Origin of the sequence: Vibrio sp. YQ_11, from assembly GCF_043103065.1 — a bacterium.
Classification (GTDB): domain Bacteria; phylum Pseudomonadota; class Gammaproteobacteria; order Enterobacterales; family Vibrionaceae; genus Vibrio; species Vibrio parahaemolyticus.
In genome coordinates this window covers 194,626-216,859 of record NZ_JBICJM010000006.1, presented here as the reverse complement: position 1 = coordinate 216,859, position 22,234 = coordinate 194,626, and the positions used below count along the sequence as shown (strand labels likewise).

The window sequence follows — 22,234 nt, the reverse complement described above, 5'->3', positions numbered from 1 at the left end:
TTTCTCTAGGAGATAAACCATGTACACTGATTTTTTCAAAACATTTAGCGATCAAACTGAAAAAAATCTAGAACCTTACTTGAAGTTCAACAAGCTAGTGACAAAAAACGTAGAAGTGTTGACTGAGCTTCAACTGAACGCAATTCGCACTTACAGTGAAGTGGGTCTAAACCAGATGAAAGCAGCGTCAGAAATCAAAGACGTGACATCACTAACTGCTTTCAACAGCCAACAACTAAGCGTGCTTACTAAGCTTTCTCAGCAAATGATGGATGACAGCAACAAGCTTCAAGCCATTGCAAAAGAGTTCAAAGAAGACGTTGAGAAGATGACTTCGGAAAATCTAAAGACTGTTACTCCTGCGTAATTTGTCCGATTCTCGCCGCCCCTAGATTTGGGCGGCGTTGTTTTTTCCGAATATAGGAGTAAGACTATGTTTCAACACTTCTTTTCGGACTATCTTGTGAAGCTTCAGGAAACCAATCATCAGTGGTGGCATGATTTCGAAGTGAACAAGGCAGTCGTGAACTCTCCTTTAAACAAGGCCATGCAAGAAGTGAACTTTGAGGATACTGCCAAACTGTTCGAACAAGCTGCGAATCAGCCTGCTGCGATTTTAAAGCTGCAAGCACAGTGGTGGGAACAGCAACTGCAAATTTGGCAGAATGTTGCATTGGCGGGGAATCAAGCACAAATCATTGAAGCTGAAAAAGGGGATAAGCGTTTCTCAAACGAAGCGTGGCAAAATGAAGCCATGTATAGCTTCATCAAACAATCCTACCTTTTATTCAGTAAGACCTATCTTGATACCATCGAGTCTTTGGAAGGCTTAGACGAAAAGACGAAAGAACGTATTATTTTCTTCTCTCGCCAAGCCATTAACGCCCTTTCTCCTTCCAACTTCATCGCAACTAACCCAGAGCTTTTGAAGCTGACACTTGAGCAAAACGGTCAAAATCTACTGGCTGGCTTAGAGCAGTTGAAAGAAGACGTTGAGTCGAGCGCAGACATTTTAAAAGTGCGTATGACGAACAACAACGCTTTCCGAGTGGGTGAAGACGTTGCGACAACCGCTGGTGATGTGGTGTTTCAGAATGAGTTGTTTGAGCTTATTCAATATCGTCCGTTAACAGAAAAAGTCAACGCGACACCACTGCTAATCGTTCCGCCTTTCATCAACAAATACTACATTCTTGACCTCACTGCGAAGAACTCGATGGTTCGCTGGTTGCTTGAACAAGGCCACAGTGTGTTCATGATTTCTTGGCGTAATCCAGGTAAAGCGCAAGCGCATGTTGAATTTGGTGATTACGTTACTGAAGGCATTGTGAAAGCGGTTTCCGCGATTGAAGAAATCACAGGGCAAGAGCAAATCAACGCGGCAGGTTACTGCATTGGTGGTACGGTTTTAGCGAGCACTGTTGCATACTATGCCGCAAAACGTATGAAGAAGCGCATCAAATCGGCGACGTTCTTCACCACGCTTTTGGATTTCTCTCAACCGGGCGAAGTCGGCGCGTACATTAACGACACAATCATTAGCGCTATCGAGACGCAGAACAACGCAAAAGGTTACATGGATGGTCGTTCACTGAGCGTAACATTCAGCTTGTTGCGTGAAAACAGCTTGTACTGGAACTACTACGTCGACAATTACTTGAAAGGTAACAGTCCGGTTGATTTCGACTTGTTGTACTGGAACAGCGATAGCACCAACGTTAGTGCCGCGTCTCATAATTTCTTGCTTCGCGAGCTCTATCTAGAGAACAAACTCGTGCAAGACAAAGGCGTTAAAATTGGCGGAGTGTGGATTGATCTAAACAAGATCAAAATTCCTAGTTATTTTGTGTCGACGAAAGAAGATCACATCGCGCTTTGGCAAGGCACATACCGAGGTGCATTGCACACTGGCGGCAATAAGACCTTTGTATTAGGCGAATCGGGCCATATTGCTGGTATTGTTAACCATCCTGCTAAAAACAAATATGGCTACTGGTTAAATGACACTCTTGATGACTCAGCTGATGAGTGGTTGAGCAATGCAGAACACAAAGAAGGTTCTTGGTGGACGCATTGGAACGAATGGTTATTGCAATACAACCCGCAAGAGCAGGTTGAGCCATTCCCTGTGGGCTCAGAAAATTACCCAGTGATTGATGAAGCGCCAGGACAATACGTTAAGCAAGTTCTGCCAGTGAAAGAGTCTTAAAACTCCCTATAGCAGTAATCTTTAGCGGCCTACATGGTCGCTTTTTTATGGTCGGATAAGCTGCCATTACACTATAAACAAAAAAGCGCCGAGCATTTGCTCGGCGCTTAGTGTCAACAAAATAGGCAATAAAAAGTTGACGGGGTAGAGATGAACTAACCTTGCGGTTAAACCTCTTTATCCTTACCTAGTGAGAGTAGCCATAAAGAGACTGCTGCTACTCCTACAAAGCCGGAAAGAATAATCACTGGCATTGCGCTGTATCCAAGGATATGCCAAATCACAGATTCTAAAGTACTCATGGTTTGTCTCCTTATTGCCAGCCTTCAACGCCACTCATGTCAGGCAGCTTGTGAGCAATACCTTTGTGACAATCTACACAGGTCTTGTCGCCAGAAGCTAACGCTGTTGAGTGTTGAGCCGCAGCACGCGAGCCCTGCTGTGAGTAGTCCATGTAATCAAACTCGTGACAGTTACGACACTCTAGAGAGTCATTCTTCTTCATACGAGCCCATTCGCGCTCGGCTAGATGACCACGACGAGCTTGGAACTTCTCTGGTGTATCAATGGTGCCAAGAACGTAGTGCGCAAACAGTTCTTTTGACGCTTGAACTTTACGTACGATCTTATCTGTCCATTCATGTGGTACGTGACAGTCAGAACAGATTGCACGAACGCCTGAACGGTTAGAGTAGTGGATCGTCTCTTGGATTTCTTTCACGATAGGTGCGTGACACCCAGAACAGAATTCTTCCGTGTTCGTTGCTTCCATACCCGTGTTGAATGCGCCCCAAAACAGAAGACCACCGGCAAAGCCTAAGAATAAAACCACACCAGCGGCAGCTTTACTTGGGTTCTTCAGTCTCTTCCAAAACGCTTTAAGTATTTTCATAAATGACCTCTTAGTACTTGCGTTTCAACTACTGAAGTGAATCAACTGACTGGAATTCATTTTCCACTAGCGGTTTCGCATTGGTTTGTGGAACGTGACATTGCAGACAGAAGTAACGACGAGGAGAGACATCAGCAAGTACTGCATCTTGGCGATTTACATAGTGCGTTACACTGATTTTTGTTGCGCCAGACTCTTTCGCATTTTTCCAGCTATGACATGCAAGACACTTGTTTGCGTTCAGTGACACTTCGTAGCTACGGATGCTATGTGGAATTAACGGTGGCTGATAAACAAAGCTGTCTTCAACGATTTGGTCTTTCGGAAAATCTTTAAATTCGTCTGCAGGGCGAGTGTCTTCCAGCTGAGTCATTCCGCGTAGCGACTCAAGGCCACCTGTGCCTCCTGGATTGTCCAACTCTGCTTGCGCAATGCCTGTTACTAATGCACCTACAGATAAAAGTGCGACAAGTAATTTTTTCATCATTTCATCTCCGCCTATATGGCTTAAATTCTTTATGAGGCCGCCGCTATGACGGCCTTTACGTTCGTGATTTGACGGTTAAGCAACCTTAGTGATTTTGACTGGACACTTCTTAAAGTCTGTCTGTTTAGACAGCGGGTCAGTCGCATCAAGGATTAGCTTGTTGATCAAAATACGAGCATCAAAGAACGGTACGAATACCAAGCCTTTTGGCGGACGGTTACGACCGCGCGTTTCAACGCGAACGCGTACTTCGCCACGTTTGTTCGCGATAACCACTTCTTCACCGCGACGTACGTTGCGCGCTTTCGCATCTTCTGGGTGCATGTAACAAACCGCATCCGGTACTGCTTTGTACAGCTCAGGTACACGACGAGTCATGGTACCAGTGTGCCAGTGCTCAAGAACACGGCCTGTACATAGCCATAGGTCGAATTCTGAATCTGGCACTTCTGGTGGCGCTTCGTACGGTGCAGAGATGATCTTCGCTTTACCGTCCGCATTGCCGTAGAAATCCCAACCAGAACCCGCTTTCGCGTATGGGTCCGAGCCTTCTTTAAAGCGCCACTGTGTTTCTTTACCATCAACGACTGGCCAACGTAGACCGCGTACTGTGTGGTACACATCGTATGGTGCTAAGTCATGACCATGGCCGCGGCCGAACGTTGCGTATTCTTCAAACAGACCTTTTTGAACGTAGAAACCGAAGTGGTGCGAATCGTCGTTCAGTTCGCGAGCCTCTTCAAGCGGGAACTTGTCAACTTGGCCGTTTTTGAACAGCATGTCGTACATAGTTTTGCCACGGTACTGAGGCGCTTTCGCTAGCAGTTCTTCTGGCCACACTTCTTCCATCTTGAAGCGTTTAGAGAACTCCATTACCTGCCATAGGTCAGACTTAGCGTCGCCTACCGTGCCTACTTGTTGGTACCAAGCTTGAGTACGACGTTCTGCGTTACCGTAAGCGCCTTCTTTTTCAATCCACATCGCTGTTGGAAGGATAAGGTCAGCCGCTTGAGCGGTAGCCGTTGGGTATGGGTCAGAAACAACGATGAAGTTTTCTGGGTTACGGTAGCCAGGCAGACGTTCAGTGTTGATGTTCGGACCAGCTTGCATGTTGTTGTTACATTGAACCCAGTAACAGTTCAGTACGCCATCGTTCAGCATACGGTCTTGAAGTACCGCGTGGAAACCTGGTTTTGGTGGAATCGTGCCTTCAGGCAGTTTCCAGATTTTTTCTGCGATTTGGCGGTGTTTAGGGTTAGCAACCACCATGTCCGCAGGTAGACGGTGAGCAAACGTACCAACTTCACGAGCTGTACCACACGCCGATGGCTGACCAGTTAGTGAGAATGGGCTATTCCCCGGAGTAGCGATTTTACCGGTTAGAAGGTGGATGTTGTAAACCAAGTTGTTCATCCACACGCCGCGAGTATGTTGGTTCATACCCATTGTCCAAAGTGACATTACTTTCGTGTTTGGATCGGCGTATTGCTTCGCAAGCTCAATCAGTTTTTCTTTCTCAACACCCGAGATCTCAGACGCTTTCTCAACCGTGTATGGCGCTACAGACTTCTTGTACTCTTCGAAAGAGATTGACGTCAGTTTGCCTGAGTTAGGGTTTTTCGCAGCTTTTTGTAGCGGGTCGTCGTCACGCAGACCGTAACCGATGTCGGTGTCTGCTTGAGTAAAGTTCGTGTGTTTGTTCACGAAATCCCAGTTGACTGCATCGTTTTTGATGATGTAGTTCGCGATAAAGTTAGCAATCGCAAGGTCAGACTGTGGGTTAAAAATGTAGCCATGATCTGCCAACTCGAATGAACGGTGGTAGTAAGTTGAAAGTACGTTTACGCGAACATGAGGGTGGCTAAGGCGACGGTCAGTAATACGAGTCCATAGTACTGGGTGCATTTCTGCCATGTTCGAACCCCAAAGCACGAATGCATCAGCATTCTCGAAGTCATCGTAACAGCCCATAGGTTCATCGATACCGAAAGCACGCATGAAACCTACTACCGCAGACGCCATACAGTGACGCGCGTTAGGATCAATGTTGTTAGAACGGAAACCGGCTTTCATCATTTTCGCCGCCGCGTAGCCTTCCATTACAGTCCATTGGCCAGAGCCAAACATACCAACGCTAGTTGGGCCTTTTTTCTCTAGGGATGCTTTCCATTTTTCTGCCATCGTATCGAATGCGACGTCCCACGAAACCGGCGTAAACTCGCCATCTTTGTGGTATTTGCCGTCTTTCATACGAAGAAGAGGTTGAGTCAGACGGTCTTGACCGTACATGATCTTAGAAAGGAAGTAGCCTTTGATACAGTTTAGGCCTTTGTTTACTGGTGCTTCTGGGTCACCCTGAGTAGCAACGACTTTACCGTTTTGAGTACCAACAAGAACAGAACAGCCTGTACCACAAAAACGACAAGGCGCTTTGTCCCATGTGATTTTGGTTTGATCAGAGCTTGCAATCAGGTTCGCTGCAGATGCTGGTAGTGTAATACCTGCGACAGCAGCAGCTGATGCAGCCGCGTTTGCTTTCACAAACGCACGTCTTGTCATTTTCATACTTCACCCTCGATTTGGGAATGTTGTGTTCCAGTGTCTTCTTCATCCGTTTCTTCAAGCGCAGTTTCGATTTGGTGATAAACCAACACTGTGCTCAAAACATTCGGTAAATTGTTAATGGCATCGATAGTGTCTGTGATGAAACCTTGGTTTTCGGTTTCAAGCACCACAACGATTTTGCCTTCTGGACTGTCTCCGTAAATTTCCGCGTTTTCATACGTTTCAATTTGCGTCTTAATTTCATCCAGATGCTCAGGCAGCACGTGCACTACCAAACTTGAAATATGCACTTCATTTAGTGACATATAGTTCTCTCATTTATTGCCGTTTACCGTATATACGGCTTAGGCTGTTATATTGCTCACATTGATGGATGAAGTCGGGCACACAGAAACACATGCGCCGCAGCCGTTGCATTCATCAAGGTTTAAATTGGGTTGTGCTACTTTTCCCAGTTCTAACTTGAACTGGATTGCCATTGGGTCGCACATGTCCCCACAGCTTCTGCATTCGACATTTTGCTTTGCTAAACAGCTATCACTAATTACTGCTTTTGCGTGCCAAGGTTGCTCGGTTTCTGTTAAAAAGAGCGGCTCTGGACAAACATCTGCGCATTGATAGCAAAACGTACATTCATCAATAGAAAAATCGACTGAAGGGAATCCGCCGTCACTTTTGGTTATAATTTTCGTTTCGCAGGCGTCAATGCACTTTCCGCAACGAGTACAACCATCCGTGAACTGTTCTGGTCGGGCTAACCAAGGTAGGCGAACGGCGTTATCGGTATGCATTTTTCTTGCAAAGAGTCTTCTTCTGGAAAGGTCTACCACTTAGTCACCTCGAAACTTGGAACCCAAACTAAGCATAGTCCACAATTTTCATTAATAAACTGTCATTAAAGCTAACGAAATTGTAGTTTTTGACATATTTGTATAAATACCTCTTAGGAGGTAATTGGGATGCAATATTGTTTTGGATCAATAAATTCCATCGCAGGTGATCACATATTGATAAAGTTGAAAGTCAATGGGTTCATTGTGTGTACAAGTTGGACAATAAATAGGCGAGGAACTCTGATTGTTTAAAAATGTGAAAAAGTCAGTAACGCGCACAATTGCGTCCGCGATGCTTCTGATTTTGTTGTTATCAGTAGCAACGACTGGCTTTGCTATTTTTACCCTTGCGTCAAGCCTAAATGACGCAGAAGCCGTCAACGTGGCGGGGTCGATGCGCATGCAAAGTTATCGTTTAGCACACGACATTCAGATTCGATCTGTTGATTATTCTTCACATATTGACGCATTTGAGCACTCTATTTACTCGCCTTCGATGAAAGCACTTCAGCATTGGTCTGTGCCGGAAGACATCACTCACGATTACTATCGCTTAATCATGCGATGGCACGAGTTAAAATCGGTGTTGAGAGGGGAGAACCCAAGCCAATATCAACTCTTGGTCGCGGGCTTTGTTCAGCAGATCGACGACTTTGTGTTTAAGCTGCAAAACTTTTCTGAGCAGAAGCTCATCAACTTAGCTTGGATTGGCGGGTTAGGGCTGGGCGGCATTCTTTGCGCCAGTATGTTTGTTGTCCACTTTATCCGTTTGGAAGTCGTGAGGCCGCTGCGTGCACTAGTATTTGCAAGTGAACGAATTAAAAATCGCTCTTTTGATATCAATTTAGCGGTGTCAAGTGACAACGAAATGGGCATACTCACGCGCACCTTCAATCGGATGGCGACAGACCTCGGTAAGCTCTATCGTGGATTGGAACAGGCGGTAGACGAGAAAACTCGCAAGTTGCAACATGCGAATCAGTCTTTAGAAGTGCTTTATGATTCCTCAAAAGAACTCACAGCATCGCGCATTAATCAGGATAATTTCCAGGCGATTTTGAAGCACATTGCGAGCTTAGAAGGCATTAAAGCGGTAAAGCTTGAAATTGAACAGTTGGGAGAGCCTAATTGGATCCTTACGGAAGGGGAAGAGTGCTGCCATGATTGTGATGATGAATGTCATGCAGAACCTTTAACGTTAGATGGCGAACATCTCGGTTCTCTATATTGGAAAGCAGGCTTACCGTGCCCGAACGAGACGCTAATTGACAACTTTGTACAAATTCTCTCGCGAGCGGTGTACTACAATCGCGCACAGCGTCAAGCAGAGCAAATTTTGTTGATGGAAGAGCGCGCGACCATTGCTCGCGAACTTCACGACTCTTTGGCTCAAGCGTTATCCTATTTGAAAATTCAGGTCGCTTTATTAAAGAGAAGCGTGAAAAATCTTCCTGACGAAAAGGCTATCGCTCAAGCCAATCAAGTGATTGCGGAGCTGGATACGGGCTTGTCGGCTGCTTATACCCAGTTACGTGAGCTGTTAACGACATTCCGCCTGACGATCAAAGAAGGCAGTTTTGGCCAAGCGCTGCAAGAGATGGTCGAAACGCTTAATGAGCAAACAACGGCAGAAATTACGTTGAAAAATAGACTTTCATCAACGGAATTAGATGCGCATCAACAAGTCCATTTACTACAGTTGATCAGAGAGGCGGCACTGAATGCGATTAAGCATGCGCAAGCTGACCATATACATATTCAATGTCTTGATTGTGATGGGAAAGTCACAGTAACCGTCTCCGATGACGGAGTAGGCTTTGAACATCAGGACGAAAAAATTAATCATTACGGTATGACGATCATGCAAGAGCGAGCAGCGAGACTGCACGCCGATCTACAGATTGAAGCATCAATAAACAAAGGGTGCACCGTAAAACTCGAATTCCAACACAGTAAGGAAGTAAACTTTGACAGTGTGTAAAGTAATGCTGGTGGATGATCATCCACTGATGCGACGTGGTATCCATCAACTCCTGAGCTTTGAGCCAGAGTTTGAAGTCGTTGCAGAAGCAAGCAATGGCGCAGATGCAGTCGCAAAAGCGCATGAGCTTGAGCTTGAGCTCGATTTGGTACTGCTAGACCTCAACATGAAAGGCATGTCTGGGCTGGATACGTTAAAAGCGCTGCGAGCAGATGGCTGTGAGGCGAGGATTGTTATTCTGACCGTTTCAGACAGCCCTGCGGATATTGAAGCGATTGTACGCAGTGGCGCGGATGGCTACTTGTTAAAAGATACAGAGCCGGATGAGCTTGTTGAGCTACTCAAACAGGCCCATCAGGGTGACAAGGCATACAGTCAAGAGGTTGCCAAGTATTTGAGTGAACGCTCTGATCATGAAGATGTTTTTGATTCGCTAACGGATCGCGAAACGCAAATCCTGCGAGAGGTGGCAAGAGGCTTCCGTAATAAGCAGATTGCCGATCGTTTGTTTATTTCTGAATCGACGGTAAAAGTACACATGAAGAGCCTACTTAAGAAGCTTCAAGTACCTTCTCGCACGGCGGCAACGGTACTTTACTTAGAGCGCTTCGGAGATATCAAATAATCACGCTGTCATCGCTGTGTTGCGACCTTATCTTTTGATTATTAAAGATTTTTATAAAATCAGAAATGAAAAAACCGCCATTAAAGGCGGTTTTTTCATTTGTCTGGGCGAATAGAATACAAGTCACTGTTGTGCTTGCCGCACTCCAGATAATACTGATGCGCCACCTTTTTATTTTCGGCGACGACGATCATACTGTGCATTTTCCCCTGTTCGAAATATCGAATTTCATATTCTACACTGGTATCAAGTTGCTCAGCGGCTGCCATACTTCGCCTCCATAACCTATCCTAAAATCATCCATGCAAATAATATGCCGTTATAGGGAGCGCTGTTCGGTACAAAAATTGACCGATAAATGCGCTTTAACTCACTTTTTTGCGGATAGTTGTGATCAAAAAGTTAATTTCAAACTCTATATACTATGAGGGTGGCAATGAGCAATTGTCACACTGGCGTAAGTTTGCCGCAATATTAAGTGATACAAGTTGAGTATAGAACTTAATCAATAGAAAAGGGAATACGAATAAGTGATTAAATTATCGAGTTTATCCAATAAAGTTCTTCAATACGGATTCGTGTTCTTGTTGGTTATTTTACTGGCCGGATGTGCGAAAAAGTTTCTATATAGCAACATCGATTGGTTTGTTATTGAATATTTAGATGACTACGTATCGCTTAACGATGAACAAGAAACGTTGTTAGAAGAGCGACTATTGCTATTAGCAGATTGGCATAAGAAAGAAGAATTACCGTTATATATCGATCACTTAAAAGAGCTTGAGAATATTAATGCAAACAATATTACTCTTGCGTTTTTGCAGCAAAACCGAGAAAAAATGAAAGCGCACTATGACCGTATAGTGTCGAGATCGGCGCCAGATTTGTTCTCTTTGAGCTTACAACTGACGCCAAAGCAACAACAAGAGTTTTTGCAAAACGTGAGAAAGGACTATCAAGAAAGAAACGCAAAATATGCGGATAAAACCGAAGCAGAGATCAGAGAGATTATTTTAGAGAATACTGAGGAGTGGATGGAAGAATGGATTGGGGAATTGAATAGCGATCAAAAACGGTACGCAAAACAAATTTCCCAGCAAACGATTTTGAATAGTCCACTTTGGCGAAATTATCGCGCTTCAATATATCAAGAGTTGGAATACCTTTTTGAAAATCAGTCCAACAGTGTTGTCTATCAACAAGTATTTATGCAGTTATTGTTCGAGCCGGAAAGCTATTATAGCGAGCAACTATCCGAGAATATCGATCACAACCTTGGGTTAGTGGATCAATTGATGTTAAACGTAGCGAAGTCCATGACCGATAAACAGTGGTTCCACTTCCGCAATAAAGTCAAAGAATGGCGAGTGTTAGCAGAAGAACTCCAAGATTAAATATATTGAAAACAAATGGTTATCGTTATGTATGCCAGGCTGAACTGAGACTTTCTGATGAAAAAATGATTCAAAGCAAATTCTTATTGAACTAAGAGCGTAACATGGAGTGAGGTTTATTACGGGCACTAGGCGGCCTCGCATTTAAATAACATTAGGTAGCTGAACTCATCCAGAGTAATTGGAGTTCATTCGTCAGAGCTACCTATGTTCGGCAAACCTTAGTATTGCCGGTTTGTTTGAGTGCGATGCGTAGTCTGGTGTTCATCGCTTAGAACAATGAGAATAAATATGAAGCATTTAGTTGAAAGATTCCTTCGCTACGTCACGTTTGACACCCAATCAAATCCCCATGTTGCCCAATGCCCAAGCTCACCTGGCCAACTCGTTTTTGCAGAGTTGTTGAAACAAGAGATGTTAGATCTTGGCTTGAGCGATGTGACTTTAGATGAACACGGTTACTTGATGGCAAAACTGCCGTCGAATGTTGATTACGATGTTCCACCAATCGGCTTTATCGCCCACATGGATACTGCACCAGATGCGTCTGGTAAGAATGTAAATCCGCAATTTGTTGAAGACTATCAAGGTGGTGATATTGCACTTGGGTTGGGAGACGAAGTGTTGTCTCCGGTTCAGTACCCAGACTTGCACAACTTACACGGCCACAATTTAATTACCACCGATGGCACAACGTTGCTTGGCGCGGACAACAAAGCGGGCATCGCAGAAATTTTGTCTGCGATCGCGATGTTGATTGAGAATCCAGACATTCCTCATGGTGACATTTGTATCGGTTTTACGCCGGATGAAGAAATCGGTCGTGGTGCGGATTTGTTTGATGTTGAGAAGTTTGGCGCGAAATGGGCATACACTATCGATGGTGGCCCGCAAGGCGAACTTGAATATGAGAACTTCAATGCGGCAAGCGCCGATGTGATTTTCCATGGCGTAAGCGTTCATCCAGGTACGGCTAAAGGAAAAATGGTTAATGCGATGAATTTAGCGGCGCAATTCCAAGTTAAAATGCCAGCAGACCAAACCCCTGAAACCACCGAAGGGTATGAGGGTTTCTTCCATCTGAAATCGGGAGAATTGGGTATCGCCCGCAGTGAGCTTGGTTACATCATTCGCGATTTTGATCGTGAAGGGTTAGAAGAGCGTAAGGCGCTAATGCAAAAACTTGTCGATGAAATGAACGCAGGTCTGAAACACGGTTCTGTCGAACTTAAGATTACCGACAGTTACTACAACATGCGCGAAATGGTTGAGCCGTACCCTCACATTATCGAATTAGCGAAACAGGCAATGGAAGCGTGTGATGTTGAACCGTTGATCAAACCGATTCGTGGTGGTACGGATGGCGCGCGGTTATCCTTTATGGGATTGCCTTGCCCTAACATCTTCACCGGTGGTTTCAACTTTCATGGTATCCATGAATTTATCTCTGTAGAGATGATGGAAAAATCTGTCCTTGTGATTGTAAAAATAGCTGAACTTACCGCTAAAAAACACGGTTGATGGAACGTTCACCCACTCAATTCAATTGAATGGGTGACGGGTGACATCGATACAAAAAAGCCCAGACAATTTGTGCGTCTGGGCTTTGTAGTTTTGGGAAGGACTAACGAACGTCTTTATCCTCGAAATTGATGTCGTCTAGCGGTAGCCAATCTACCTCAACACCCGCCTGATCAAACATATCTTGGCTCACTTGGATTTTATCTCCCCAGCGAGATAGAAAGTCTTCAGACTGTTCTGGGCAATGAACGCGCGAAATACCTGTTTGAATGATCTTTGCCGCGCAATTGGGGCACGGGAAGTGCGTTACCCAAATGTCACAACCATCCAAATCGCGTTTTGAAAAGAGAATTGCGTTCTCTTCTGCATGCAGAGTTTTTAAGTACTTCAGTTCACGTTCGTCGGTGTCTACGCTGTCCGAAACACCGTGTGGATAACCGTTAAAGCCAACAGAAACAATGCGGTTCTGTTTAGTGATCACCGCACCTACCTGCGTTGAAGGGTCTTTACTCCAAGACGCTACCAGTTCAGCCATTTGGTAAAAGCGTTTCGCCCATTTAGAAATCATGCTCATCCTCTCGGTCGAAGGCTTTGAATTATCTGAATGATAACCCATTTTTTTAAAAAAAATAGTCGAAATACGAGCATTACAGTGAAAGCGATTCGTTTTCATGGTTAATCGGGGAGAGTTTGTTCAGCTCTAAGCAACAATTCCGCCTTTATTGATGAGTTTATTGGTCAAAATTGGCAAACGAATGAGTCATACATCACATTGATAATTAGAGGTTGCTTATATTGTGGGGTGAATGAAGATCTGAAAATGATTTCAAATGCATCAACTTTATTTCGGTTCGTTTCAATTAGTTACATTTAGAAACATTTTACACAATTTATGTAGGAGAATTCGGAATCTACTGTCTGTAAGGTTAGTGTGTTTTCAACAATATCCTGTTCCATAAAGACGGTAAATACATGCAAAAGAAACCACTTGTCGCATTAATGGCGGCTACAGCTATCCTTGCAGGATGCGGAGAAGCGAATAATGCCCAAAGAGAGAGCCAAGCGCCTCTTGTCGTAACTCAGGATGTCACGGTAATCGACTACCAACCGAGTAAATCATATATCGGTCGCATTGAAGCGGTAGAAGATACCAATATCACAGCACAGATTTCAGGCTATTTACAAGCTCGTCATTTTGAAGAAGGACAAATGGTAGAAAAAGGTCAGCTTCTTTATTCTATTGAACCTTCTTCTTTTGAAGCACAAGTGGCAAGTGCGAAAGCAGCGTTAGCACAAGCAAAAGCTTCGCTTAAAAAGGCAGAGCTTGATCACCAACGCGGTAAAAACCTGCTTCCTCGTGGCAGCATCTCCCAATCGGAATTTGATGCGTTGACAGCAACATTGCTAGGCGCGCGTGCAGAACTAGAAGCCGCGAATGCACAGCTTAAACTTGCAGAAGTCAACCTTTCGTACACGCAAATCCGAGCGCCGTTTAGTGGTCGTATTAGCGACACAAAAGTGAGTACTGGTGATCTGGTTTCTCCATCTTCAGGTGTGCTGACGACGCTCGTGAGCCTAGATCCTGTGCACACTTCGTTTAGCGTCAGTGAACGTGAGCGTTTAGCGATGGGCATGGATCGAATTAAAGGCGATGGTTCGGCCGAGTCGAACGGTGTGGAAGTGCAACTAGAGCTAGAAAACGGCCAGTTTTTCGAACATCTAGGTCAGCTTGATTTCTTGGGTAACCGTATTGATACCAAAACGGGCACGATTGCTATGCGTGCGTTGGTGCCAAACCCAGAACACAAACTGCTTCCTGGCCAGCACATCAAAGTCAACTTACGTGATAAGAACACGCGAGATGTCATCGTCGTGCCTCGTCGTGCGGTGCAAACTGACCTAGAAGGTGACTTCGTGATGGTGACAACGGAAGGCAACGTCGCTGAACGTCGCAATGTAGAACTTGGCCCGCAAGTCGAGCAGGGCATTATCATTCGCGAAGGTCTTGAGAAAGGTGAAGCTGTTATCACACAAGGTCTACAGCGTGTTCGTAATGGCGTAGAAGTGCGTGTTCAAACTCCAACTGAAGACAAACAGTAGGAGGTCGCATGTTAAGTCGTTTCTTTATACAAAGACCTAAGTTCGCGCTGGTCATTTCGATCATCCTGACGTTGGCTGGTGCCATTTCGCTAGCGATTTTGCCAGTGGCTGAATATCCGCAAATTAGTCCACCGTCGGTTAGCGTAACGGCGTACTACACTGGCGCAAGTGCCGAAGTGGTTGAACAGGCCATCGCCGATCCGATAGAGACATCGGTGAACGGCGTAGAAAACATGATTTACATGTCTTCGAAAAGTGCTAACGATGGTTCGTACAGCTTAAACGTTACGTTTGATGTTGGTACCGACCCAGATATGGCGCAGGTGAACGTGCAAAACCGAGTGTCACAGATTGAGTCAAAACTGCCTCAGGAAGTACGCATGGTCGGCGTGACGGTGAAAAAGCGTTCTCCTGACCTATTGATGGTTCTGAACTTCTATTCACCAGACGGCAAGTATGATGACCAATTCTTAATTAACTACATCAACTTGAACGTAAAAGATCAGTTGGCGCGTGCGAAAGGCATCAGTGAAGTAAATGTAATTGGTGGTGGTGAATACGCGATGCGCGTGTGGTTGGACCCAGAAAAAATGGCCAACCTCAAGCTAACGACATCGGATGTATATGCTGCTTTAGCGGAGCAAAACGTTCAGGTTGCTGCTGGCCGTGTTGGTGCCGCGCCTTACAATAACCCGCAAGAAGTGCAGTTCAACCTAGTGACGAAAGGCCGCTTAGAAAGTGTGAGCGAGTTTGAAAACGTTGTTCTTCGTGCCAATCCAAATGGCTCTACGGTTTATCTAAAAGACGTTGCTCGTGTTGAACTGGGTAAGAAGTTCTACGATGGTAACGGTAAGTTCCGTGGGCAAGATGCTTCGATTGTCGCTCTGTCACTTCAGTCTGATGCAAACGCATTAGAAAGTGGTAAAGCAGTAATGGAACTGCTTGAACGCTTGAGCGAAAACTTCCCTGAAGGTATGACTTACGAAACCAGCTACGACACGACTGTGTTCGTCGCTGAGTCGATCAAAGGCGTGGTAAAAACACTTGTCGAAGCGATTCTACTGGTTATTGCCGTAACCTACCTATTCTTGGGCAGTGCGCGAGCAACGTTAATTCCTGTGGTCGCGATTCCAGTTTCGTTGATTGGTACGTTTGCCATCATGCAAGCGACTGGATTCACCATCAACACGGTAACCTTGTTCGGTTTGATTCTCGCGATTGGTATCGTGGTGGATGACGCGATTCTGGTTATCGAAAACGTTGATACCACGATGGCGAAAGATCCAACCATTTCACCTCGTAAAGCAACGTTGCTAGCGATGAAAGAGGTGACTGGGCCAATCATTACCTCAACGTTGGTTCTGTTGGCGGTATTCCTACCTGTTGCGATGCTTCCGGGTATTACTGGCATTATGTATCGTCAGTTCGCATTGACGATCTGTATTTCGGTTGTGATTTCGTCAATCAACGCGCTAACGCTGTCACCGGCTCTTTGTTCATTGGTATTAAAACAAGGTGGCGGCAACACGGCTAACTGGTTCCAAGCATTCAACCGTGGTCTAGAGCGTGTTACTACGCGTTACGGCCAAGTTGCAGGATTCCTTGTTAAGAAATCTCTGTTATTGGTTACGTTCTTCATCGTTGCGGTTGCTGCGGTGTCTTTCTTCGCGAAGACGACATCAACGGCATTCGTTCCTCAAGAAGATAAAGGCATTTTGTTGGTCAACGTTCAGTTGCCTGATTCTGCTTCTCTGTCTCGTACAGAAGAGGTGACGAGCGACTTGATGAAAATGATCGAGGAAGAAACCGGTGTAGATGGCGTAACGGTTGCAAACGGCTTTTCGTTTATGACTGGTGCTGCGGCGTCAAACGGTGCTTCGCTGTTCATCAAGTTGCACGATTGGGAAACGCGTAACTCGCTAGGGGGTGAACATTCTGCCAACGCGATAGCAGCTCGCATCAATGGTCGAGCTGCAATGGAATTGCCTCAAGCTGTTGTGTTTGCGATGGGGCCGCCAGCCGTTCCGGGTATGGGCGCTGCTTCCGGTTTTGAATTTGTATTGGAAGATACGCTAGGTCGTAGCCGCACTGACTTGTCGATGGTGATGGGGGAGATGATTCAGGCAGCAAACCAAGCTCCTGAGATCGCGTACACCTTTAGTACATTCCGCGCGAACGTACCGCATTACTATGTGGATATGGACCGCGAGAAAGCGCAACAACTTGGCATTTCGCTGTCGTCTATCTTCCAAACTTTGCAAGGCAACTTAGGTTCGCTTTACGTGAATGACTTCACCATGTTTGGTAAGAACTTCCGCGTAACCATGCAAGCGGACAGTCAACACCGTAGTGGCATGCAAGATTTGGAACGTTTCCATGTTCGCTCTTCGATGGGGGAAATGGTGCCATTAAGCACGCTAGTCAGCTACGAGCAAGTATTCGAACCTGATGTGGCATGGCGATACAACATGTACCGTAGTGCCATCATTCAAGGCCAACCAGCTCCGGGTTACTCAAGTGGTGATGCAATTGCAGCGATGGAACGCGTTGCTGCTGAAGTTCTACCACAGGGCTATACCTACGAATGGACAGGCATGGCGTACCAAGAAGTGCTTGCTGGTAACCAAGCCATTTACGCATTTGCGTTAGCGTTGATCTTCATTTACTTGTTCATGGTGGCGCAGTACGAAAGTTGGAGTATTCCTCTGGCGATCATTTTGGTGGTACCTGTTGCAACGCTAGGCTCTTTCCTCGCGCTGAACTTAACGGGCACACCATTAAACTTGTACGCTCAGATTGGTCTCGTTCTCCTTATAGCCTTGGCTGCGAAAAACGCTATTTTGATTGTGGAGTTCGCGAAGCAAGAACGTGAAGAGAAAGATGTTTCCATCGATGACGCAGCCGTAAAAGGCGGTACGCTACGTTTCCGTGCGGTGAACATGACGTCTTGGTCGTTTATCTTGGGGATTTTCCCGTTGATCTTCGCCGCTGGCGCGGGTCATGTGAGCCAAAACTCGCTCGGAGTGTCTCTGATTGGTGGTCTATTGTGTGTGCTTCTTGCGGGTACGTTCTTGATTCCGGGCTTCTACGCCCTGGTACAGAGACAACGTGAGAAGATTCATGGCGGCAATACAAAGCTTGTGCCGCTTGATGATGAATAACTACCGACACGATTTGGGCTGAGCTGATACTGAGCCTAAATAGAAAACAAAAAGCCCGAAGCATTCATTCGCTTCGGGCTTTCTTATTGGATTAACGAATCTACTAGTAGATTACTTTAAGCGAGTCTTAAACTCGGCTACCGCTTCATCCATATCGTGTGCTTGAGCCGACACTGAGTTCACTTCATGCAAACATTCTTGCGCGGAGTGCATGTTGTTTTCAGAGATGACGTTCAGCTCAGTGATTGAGTCGCTAACTTGGTTCATCACAATGCCTTGCTCTTCAATCGCAGAAGCAATGCGCTCTGAGTTGCCTTGAATCGCGTGCATGTCCGTGATGATTTGCTGGAGGCTTGCGTCTAATTGTTCAGATGCACTCAGGGTTTGCTGACCTTGTTCGTTACATTGATCAATATCGGAAACCACCATCGACATCTGCGCTTGGATGTCCATCACCACTCGCGTGATCTCTTCCGTTGATTGATGTGTACGGCTCGCAAGAGCGCGAACTTCATCTGCAACCACGGCAAATCCACGTCCTTGCTCACCCGCACGAGCCGCTTCGATAGCCGCGTTAAGTGCAAGTAAGTTCGTTTGTTCAGCAATGTCTTGAATGATGTTCACCGCACCGCCAATTTTATCGACGTGTTGGTTCAATGAGCCAATAGACTGTTGGCTGTTCGAGAGGATACCCGTCAGCTGACCAACATTCGTCACGGTCATTTCTACGACAGAGCGACCTTGTTCGGCGTTAGTCGCGGCTTGGTGAACACCTTCAACCGCAACCGATGTACTTTCAGAAATTTCACCGATAGTGGCAACCATCTGCTGCACGGCCGTCGCCATAGAGGCGGTGTGATCAGTCTGTGCGTGGAACTGTTCCATAACACCTTCAAGCTCACGATGCATGTTGTCCGTGCTCGCTGTTAACTGCATCGATTTTTCTTGTGTGTTGTGGATCAAACGCTCTAGCTTTTCGAGCAGATCGTTGAGATGGTGGCTGATATCAAATAGTTCATCCTTACCTGCAAGATCAGAGCGTAAGCCCATGTTATTGCTTTCGCTGATGTTCTTAATCGTTGCTAGTAAGCTACCAACACGAACGTTGATAGAGCGAGAAATTTGCCAAATCAGCGCAAAAATCACTACTAAGATGAACGCCGTAATGGCTTGCTTGATGCTTGCCATTTTTTCATCGCGTTGGGTTGCGGCAGAATCAATCGATGATGAGAAAGCTTCAAACTGCTCTTCCACGGCGTGAGATAGCGCGCGAGTTTCGCCCAGTAAACCTTTGTTGTACGCCACACCAATGACTTGTTTTTGAGCTGCAAGTTGTTTCGCTGACTCTAACAGTTCTGGAACGTATAGGTCAGACAGTTTCCTTGCGTCAAATTCGCCCACTTTCACCGCATTATCAAACTGGATAAGAGAAAGGATTTGCTGATGGTCGGCGCTTTTCTTTGCTTCAAGTAGAAGGTTTTCGTAACGCGCAAGAATGCCACTTTCTTTGTCTAGTCCATACTTTTGAGAAGCGGAAACTAATGCTTGGAAACCTTTTTGATAAGCGAGTAAATCCTGCTTGAAACGCTGACTTGAGGGTAGTTCGTATCGGTTTAGGATTTGAGCGAGCTCTTTCTCGGTGCTTAAAAACTTATCAACATTGCTATCAAATTTATCTAAGTATTTGACATTGCTGCGAAGTAAAAAGTCTTTCTCATTACGTCGCAAGTTGAGTAAGCGTATTTCTAAATCGCCGACAAGTTTTACTGCGTGGTTGAGTTCATTGCTCTGATTTGCGAAATGAGATGAGGTACCCAAAAGGGTCACAATGCCTAAAATGGCGATAACTCCGAGGAAGTAGAGTTTTTGCCTAATAGTCATATTGTTGTTTCCTGAATAAGTGACTAAAAAAGAGAAATCCAATCAGATTTCCAAGGGCTAGCAAACGTTGTTCAACTAACATGTCGTGAAAATGACATGCCTTAATACAGCACTTTTTTACGTTGCTGTTTTTTTGCCCCCTGCTTGTTTTTACTGTCAAGTCTGCGGCGTTGTGAAGCGCGGGTTGGTTTTGTTTTAATGCGCTTCTTATCTTGTAAGGCGGCAGCTTTAATCAACTCTTGTAGGCGATTTAGCGCATCCTCTTTGTTTTTTTCTTGTGTGCGAAACTGTTGCGCTTTAATGATCACCACACCATCTTTAGTGATACGGCTATCAGAAAGTGCAAGTAATCGCTCTTTGTAGAATTCCGGTAAACTTGAATGGTGTATATCGAAGCGCAGATGTATGGCAGTCGCTACCTTGTTAACGTTCTGTCCGCCATTTCCTTGAGCTCTAATGGGCGTTAATTGTATTTCCCATTCTTGAAGTGTGACGGAGTTCGAAATTTTGAGCATGATAAGCAAATGCCGATAAGGACGATTGAAAGAGCTGATAAATTAACACTACAGATGTACAAATAGAAGAAAAGACATGAGCACGATTGATTTTAGGCCATACGAAGGATTCATCTTCGATATGGATGGTACCTTGATTGATACCATGCCTGCCCACCTTGCGGCTTGGCAAGCAACGGCTGACCGATTTGATTTTCCCTTTTGTCAGGAGTGGCTACACAGCTTAGGTGGAATGCCGAGTTTTAAAATTGTTGCTGAGTTGAATCGTCATTATGGGTTATCTCTAGATCCTCAAACGGTTTCGAAATTCAAAATGGAGACGTTTGCCGCGATGGAATTGCAGGGCGAGGTCATCCAGTGCACTGGCATTGTTCTTGACGAATATTTAGGCCAAAAGAAAATTGCGGTCGGAACGGGAAGTCAGCGAGAAAGTGCGATGCGTCTGCTCAGTCATGCAGGGTTGATCGACAAGCTTGATGCCGTTGTTACGGCTAGTGATGTCGAAAATCACAAACCTTGTCCGGATACTTTTCTATTAGCCGCAGATAGATTAGGGATTGACGTGCAAAACTGTCTGGTTTTTGAAGATACAGAATTGGGTAAACGTGCAGCTCATTCTGCTGGGATGGACTGTGTCATGGTCGAAGGAAATAATCTCGTTTTTTATCCGAAGAGATAAGTGCTTACTATCGATGGACGATGCTTGAATCTTCATTTCTTGATTTCATTTCCTTTATAAAAATCCAAAAATCACTGAAAGTGAAAAGGGGTGCAAGCGCACCCCTTTTGATGAGAATGTGTGAACATTCAGATTATGGTTGAACCATCTCTTGGTATTCGAACGAAGGAACCACAACTTCTACGCGACGGTTTTTCTCACGACCTTCACGAGTGCTGTTGTCAGCTACTGGATTCTCTTCACCCATACCTTTCACTGTCAGGCGATCAGCATCGATACCAGCGCCAGTGATGTAATCTGCCACAGCTTGAGCACGACGCTCAGACAGTTTTTGGTTGTAAGCAGCAGGACCTGAGCTATCAGTGTAACCTGTGATTTCAACTTGAGCTTGTGGGTATTCGTTTAGGAATGAAACAAAGTTGTCTAGACGTTCAGAAACAGACTCAGTAAGTTTCGCACTGTCGAACTCAAACGTGCCTGTACCGTACTCTTCTTTGTGAACTTTGCTCATTAGTACTGGTTCTGGATCTGGCTCAACTACTTCTTCTGTTACAACAGCAGCAACCACTGGCGCAGCTGCGAATTTGTAGTTAACGCCGATACCGAAGAAGTTTGCGTCCATATCGTCCCAAACGTCATCCGACATATCTTGGTAACGTTGGTACTCAGCGCGAACACTCCAGTTTCTATCAATCGAATATTCAGCACCTAGTGAGCCTGTTGCAACGAAATCTTTTTCGTCTTCGGACATCATGTACGCACCACCGATCTTAGCGAATAAGTTCCAAGAATCGTTTAGATGCCAGTTGAATTTAGGTGCAAGTGTTAAAGCCGTTAAATTGCCGTCGATCGTATCAACTGTACTAGCTCCTGACTTAAAGTTCGCTTTGTAGTCGCCTAAGAAATCGACACCGTACTCTAGACCAATGAAATCGGTAAAGTCATAACCGATATGTAGTCCGGCACCAAAAGCTTCATCATCACAAGGGCTATTTAGATAGCAAGCATCGTCAAGTGTAGTCATGCCCACTTTGCCCCCGATATACATTTCAGCTTGAGCAGAGTTTAAAAGCGCGCTACTACCAGCTACCACTGCTGCTACTGCAATTGCTACTTTGTTCATAATGTTTCCTTGTATTGATTGCATATTAACTTCTACTTTGTTTTATCAAAAATTTAGAAAAAACCAGTGTTTATAAGAAATTAGTTCAATATTCTAATGATTTCACATCAAGCAACAATATCTTTGAACTTGATCAACATTTATTACCCAACAACACCTCACAAACTTCTGATATTTCTTACATTGTAGTAAAGATTTTTAGTGTCATAAGAAAATTGATGATTATTTTGAACTTTTTCGTGTAAATATTATTTTACGATGTGCGAGA

20 protein-coding genes are annotated in these 22,234 nt (G+C 45.1%); 9 read left to right on the top strand and 11 right to left on the bottom strand.

Features of this window, described 5'->3' with window-relative positions; translation table 11 throughout:
- Positions 1–19: 19 nt before the first annotated feature.
- Together ACF8EG_RS03370 and phaC are read left to right on the top strand one after the other, a co-directional pair.
- Positions 20–367, top strand: a complete 348-nt coding sequence (locus ACF8EG_RS03370; protein WP_005398278.1) for a phasin family protein — start codon at positions 20–22, stop codon at positions 365–367.
- 66 nt (positions 368–433) lie between these two features.
- Complete coding sequence (gene phaC, locus ACF8EG_RS03365) at positions 434–2,209, top strand: class I poly(R)-hydroxyalkanoic acid synthase (RefSeq protein ID WP_069504804.1); 1,776 nt, start codon at positions 434–436, stop codon at positions 2,207–2,209.
- 167 nt (positions 2,210–2,376) lie between these two features.
- Here the strand turns inward: phaC and ACF8EG_RS03360 are convergent, their stop codons facing one another.
- From ACF8EG_RS03360 to napF, 6 genes are all read right to left on the bottom strand, one after another.
- Entirely contained in the window at positions 2,377–2,511 is a 135-nt protein-coding gene (locus ACF8EG_RS03360; RefSeq protein ID WP_005463497.1) for a TIGR02808 family protein, read from the bottom strand.
- Positions 2,512–2,522: 11 nt separating this feature from the next.
- The gene (locus ACF8EG_RS03355) at positions 2,523–3,101 is read right to left on the bottom strand and encodes a NapC/NirT family cytochrome c (protein ID WP_005463498.1); all 579 of its coding nucleotides are present in this window, start codon (positions 3,099–3,101) and stop codon (positions 2,523–2,525) included.
- A 28-nt stretch (positions 3,102–3,129) separates the two neighbouring features.
- Complete coding sequence (locus ACF8EG_RS03350; RefSeq protein WP_011106440.1) at positions 3,130–3,585, bottom strand: nitrate reductase cytochrome c-type subunit; 456 nt, start codon at positions 3,583–3,585, stop codon at positions 3,130–3,132.
- Positions 3,586–3,663: 78 nt separating this feature from the next.
- Positions 3,664–6,153 carry a periplasmic nitrate reductase subunit alpha gene (napA, locus tag ACF8EG_RS03345; protein ID WP_069504802.1) on the bottom strand — a complete coding sequence of 830 codons (2,490 nt, stop codon included), beginning with the start codon at positions 6,151–6,153 and terminating at the stop codon, positions 3,664–3,666.
- Positions 6,150–6,458: a chaperone NapD gene (locus ACF8EG_RS03340; protein WP_005463501.1), complete on the bottom strand. Its 309-nt coding sequence runs from the start codon at positions 6,456–6,458 to the stop codon at positions 6,150–6,152. Before ACF8EG_RS03340 ends, napA begins: the two co-directional genes overlap by 4 nt.
- A gap of 39 nt (positions 6,459–6,497) precedes the next feature.
- Positions 6,498–6,983, bottom strand: coding sequence for a ferredoxin-type protein NapF (gene napF, locus ACF8EG_RS03335; RefSeq protein ID WP_005499272.1), 486 nt, complete (start codon positions 6,981–6,983; stop codon positions 6,498–6,500).
- A 247-nt stretch (positions 6,984–7,230) separates the two neighbouring features.
- Here napF and narQ point away from each other — a divergent pair, with 247 nt between their 5' ends.
- Entirely contained in the window at positions 7,231–8,967 is a 1,737-nt protein-coding gene (gene narQ / locus ACF8EG_RS03330; protein ID WP_069504800.1) for a nitrate/nitrite two-component system sensor histidine kinase NarQ, read from the top strand.
- Complete coding sequence (locus ACF8EG_RS03325) at positions 8,954–9,592, top strand: response regulator (RefSeq protein ID WP_005463504.1); 639 nt, start codon at positions 8,954–8,956, stop codon at positions 9,590–9,592. The genes narQ and ACF8EG_RS03325 overlap by 14 nt, the downstream gene beginning before the upstream one ends.
- A gap of 95 nt (positions 9,593–9,687) precedes the next feature.
- Here ACF8EG_RS03325 and ACF8EG_RS03320 read toward each other — a convergent pair whose 3' ends face one another.
- Positions 9,688–9,861 carry a hypothetical protein gene (locus ACF8EG_RS03320; RefSeq protein ID WP_005463506.1) on the bottom strand — a complete coding sequence of 58 codons (174 nt, stop codon included), beginning with the start codon at positions 9,859–9,861 and terminating at the stop codon, positions 9,688–9,690.
- 261 nt (positions 9,862–10,122) lie between these two features.
- Here ACF8EG_RS03320 and ACF8EG_RS03315 point away from each other — a divergent pair, with 261 nt between their 5' ends.
- Together ACF8EG_RS03315 and pepT are read left to right on the top strand one after the other, a co-directional pair.
- On the top strand, positions 10,123–10,986 hold the full coding sequence (locus ACF8EG_RS03315) for a DUF6279 family lipoprotein (protein ID WP_078534111.1): 864 nt from the start codon (positions 10,123–10,125) through the stop codon (positions 10,984–10,986).
- 291 nt (positions 10,987–11,277) lie between these two features.
- Complete coding sequence (gene pepT, locus ACF8EG_RS03310; protein WP_020841896.1) at positions 11,278–12,507, top strand: peptidase T; 1,230 nt, start codon at positions 11,278–11,280, stop codon at positions 12,505–12,507.
- Positions 12,508–12,610: 103 nt separating this feature from the next.
- Here pepT and ACF8EG_RS03305 read toward each other — a convergent pair whose 3' ends face one another.
- Positions 12,611–13,075, bottom strand: coding sequence for a dCMP deaminase family protein (locus ACF8EG_RS03305; RefSeq protein ID WP_005485131.1), 465 nt, complete (start codon positions 13,073–13,075; stop codon positions 12,611–12,613).
- Positions 13,076–13,479: 404 nt separating this feature from the next.
- On the opposite strand from ACF8EG_RS03305, the gene vmeY reads away from it, so the two are divergent.
- Positions 13,480–14,607, top strand: a complete 1,128-nt coding sequence (vmeY, locus tag ACF8EG_RS03300; protein ID WP_005485167.1) for a multidrug efflux RND transporter periplasmic adaptor subunit VmeY — start codon at positions 13,480–13,482, stop codon at positions 14,605–14,607.
- Between the two features lie 8 nt (positions 14,608–14,615).
- Positions 14,616–17,768, top strand: coding sequence for a multidrug efflux RND transporter permease subunit VmeZ (vmeZ, locus tag ACF8EG_RS03295; protein ID WP_069504798.1), 3,153 nt, complete (start codon positions 14,616–14,618; stop codon positions 17,766–17,768).
- 111 nt (positions 17,769–17,879) lie between these two features.
- Here the strand turns inward: vmeZ and ACF8EG_RS03290 are convergent, their stop codons facing one another.
- Together ACF8EG_RS03290 and arfB are read right to left on the bottom strand one after the other, a co-directional pair.
- Positions 17,880–19,649: a methyl-accepting chemotaxis protein gene (locus ACF8EG_RS03290; RefSeq protein WP_031854565.1), complete on the bottom strand. Its 1,770-nt coding sequence runs from the start codon at positions 19,647–19,649 to the stop codon at positions 17,880–17,882.
- A 101-nt stretch (positions 19,650–19,750) separates the two neighbouring features.
- A complete protein-coding gene (gene arfB, locus ACF8EG_RS03285; protein WP_005463517.1) occupies positions 19,751–20,164 on the bottom strand; it encodes an alternative ribosome rescue aminoacyl-tRNA hydrolase ArfB in 414 nt (137 codons plus the stop codon).
- Positions 20,165–20,240: 76 nt separating this feature from the next.
- Between arfB and ACF8EG_RS03280 the strand changes: the two genes are divergently transcribed.
- A complete protein-coding gene (locus ACF8EG_RS03280; RefSeq protein WP_025522855.1) occupies positions 20,241–20,843 on the top strand; it encodes a beta-phosphoglucomutase family hydrolase in 603 nt (200 codons plus the stop codon).
- 133 nt (positions 20,844–20,976) lie between these two features.
- Here the strand turns inward: ACF8EG_RS03280 and ACF8EG_RS03275 are convergent, their stop codons facing one another.
- A complete protein-coding gene (locus ACF8EG_RS03275) occupies positions 20,977–21,966 on the bottom strand; it encodes an OmpA family protein (RefSeq protein ID WP_005463527.1) in 990 nt (329 codons plus the stop codon).
- Between the last annotated feature and the right edge of the window lie 268 nt (positions 21,967–22,234).

What these genes read in the sequence shown, in the direction of transcription:
- ACF8EG_RS03320 (WP_005463506.1), bottom strand. Translation starts at nt 9,861, where the DNA reads ATGGCAGCCGCTGAGCAACTTGATACCAGTGTAGAATATGAAATTCGA.
- ACF8EG_RS03275 (WP_005463527.1), bottom strand. Translation starts at nt 21,966, where the DNA reads ATGAACAAAGTAGCAATTGCAGTAGCAGCAGTGGTAGCTGGTAGTAGC.
- napA (WP_069504802.1), bottom strand. Translation starts at nt 6,153, where the DNA reads ATGAAAATGACAAGACGTGCGTTTGTGAAAGCAAACGCGGCTGCATCA.
- ACF8EG_RS03360 (WP_005463497.1), bottom strand. Translation starts at nt 2,511, where the DNA reads ATGAGTACTTTAGAATCTGTGATTTGGCATATCCTTGGATACAGCGCA.
- ACF8EG_RS03370 (WP_005398278.1), top strand. Translation starts at nt 20, where the DNA reads ATGTACACTGATTTTTTCAAAACATTTAGCGATCAAACTGAAAAAAAT.
- vmeZ (WP_069504798.1), top strand. Translation starts at nt 14,616, where the DNA reads ATGTTAAGTCGTTTCTTTATACAAAGACCTAAGTTCGCGCTGGTCATT.
- ACF8EG_RS03290 (WP_031854565.1), bottom strand. Translation starts at nt 19,649, where the DNA reads ATGACTATTAGGCAAAAACTCTACTTCCTCGGAGTTATCGCCATTTTA.
- vmeY (WP_005485167.1), top strand. Translation starts at nt 13,480, where the DNA reads ATGCAAAAGAAACCACTTGTCGCATTAATGGCGGCTACAGCTATCCTT.
- arfB (WP_005463517.1), bottom strand. Translation starts at nt 20,164, where the DNA reads ATGCTCAAAATTTCGAACTCCGTCACACTTCAAGAATGGGAAATACAA.
- phaC (WP_069504804.1), top strand. Translation starts at nt 434, where the DNA reads ATGTTTCAACACTTCTTTTCGGACTATCTTGTGAAGCTTCAGGAAACC.
- pepT (WP_020841896.1), top strand. Translation starts at nt 11,278, where the DNA reads ATGAAGCATTTAGTTGAAAGATTCCTTCGCTACGTCACGTTTGACACC.
- ACF8EG_RS03340 (WP_005463501.1), bottom strand. Translation starts at nt 6,458, where the DNA reads ATGTCACTAAATGAAGTGCATATTTCAAGTTTGGTAGTGCACGTGCTG.
- ACF8EG_RS03305 (WP_005485131.1), bottom strand. Translation starts at nt 13,075, where the DNA reads ATGATTTCTAAATGGGCGAAACGCTTTTACCAAATGGCTGAACTGGTA.
- ACF8EG_RS03350 (WP_011106440.1), bottom strand. Translation starts at nt 3,585, where the DNA reads ATGAAAAAATTACTTGTCGCACTTTTATCTGTAGGTGCATTAGTAACA.
- ACF8EG_RS03355 (WP_005463498.1), bottom strand. Translation starts at nt 3,101, where the DNA reads ATGAAAATACTTAAAGCGTTTTGGAAGAGACTGAAGAACCCAAGTAAA.
- ACF8EG_RS03280 (WP_025522855.1), top strand. Translation starts at nt 20,241, where the DNA reads ATGAGCACGATTGATTTTAGGCCATACGAAGGATTCATCTTCGATATG.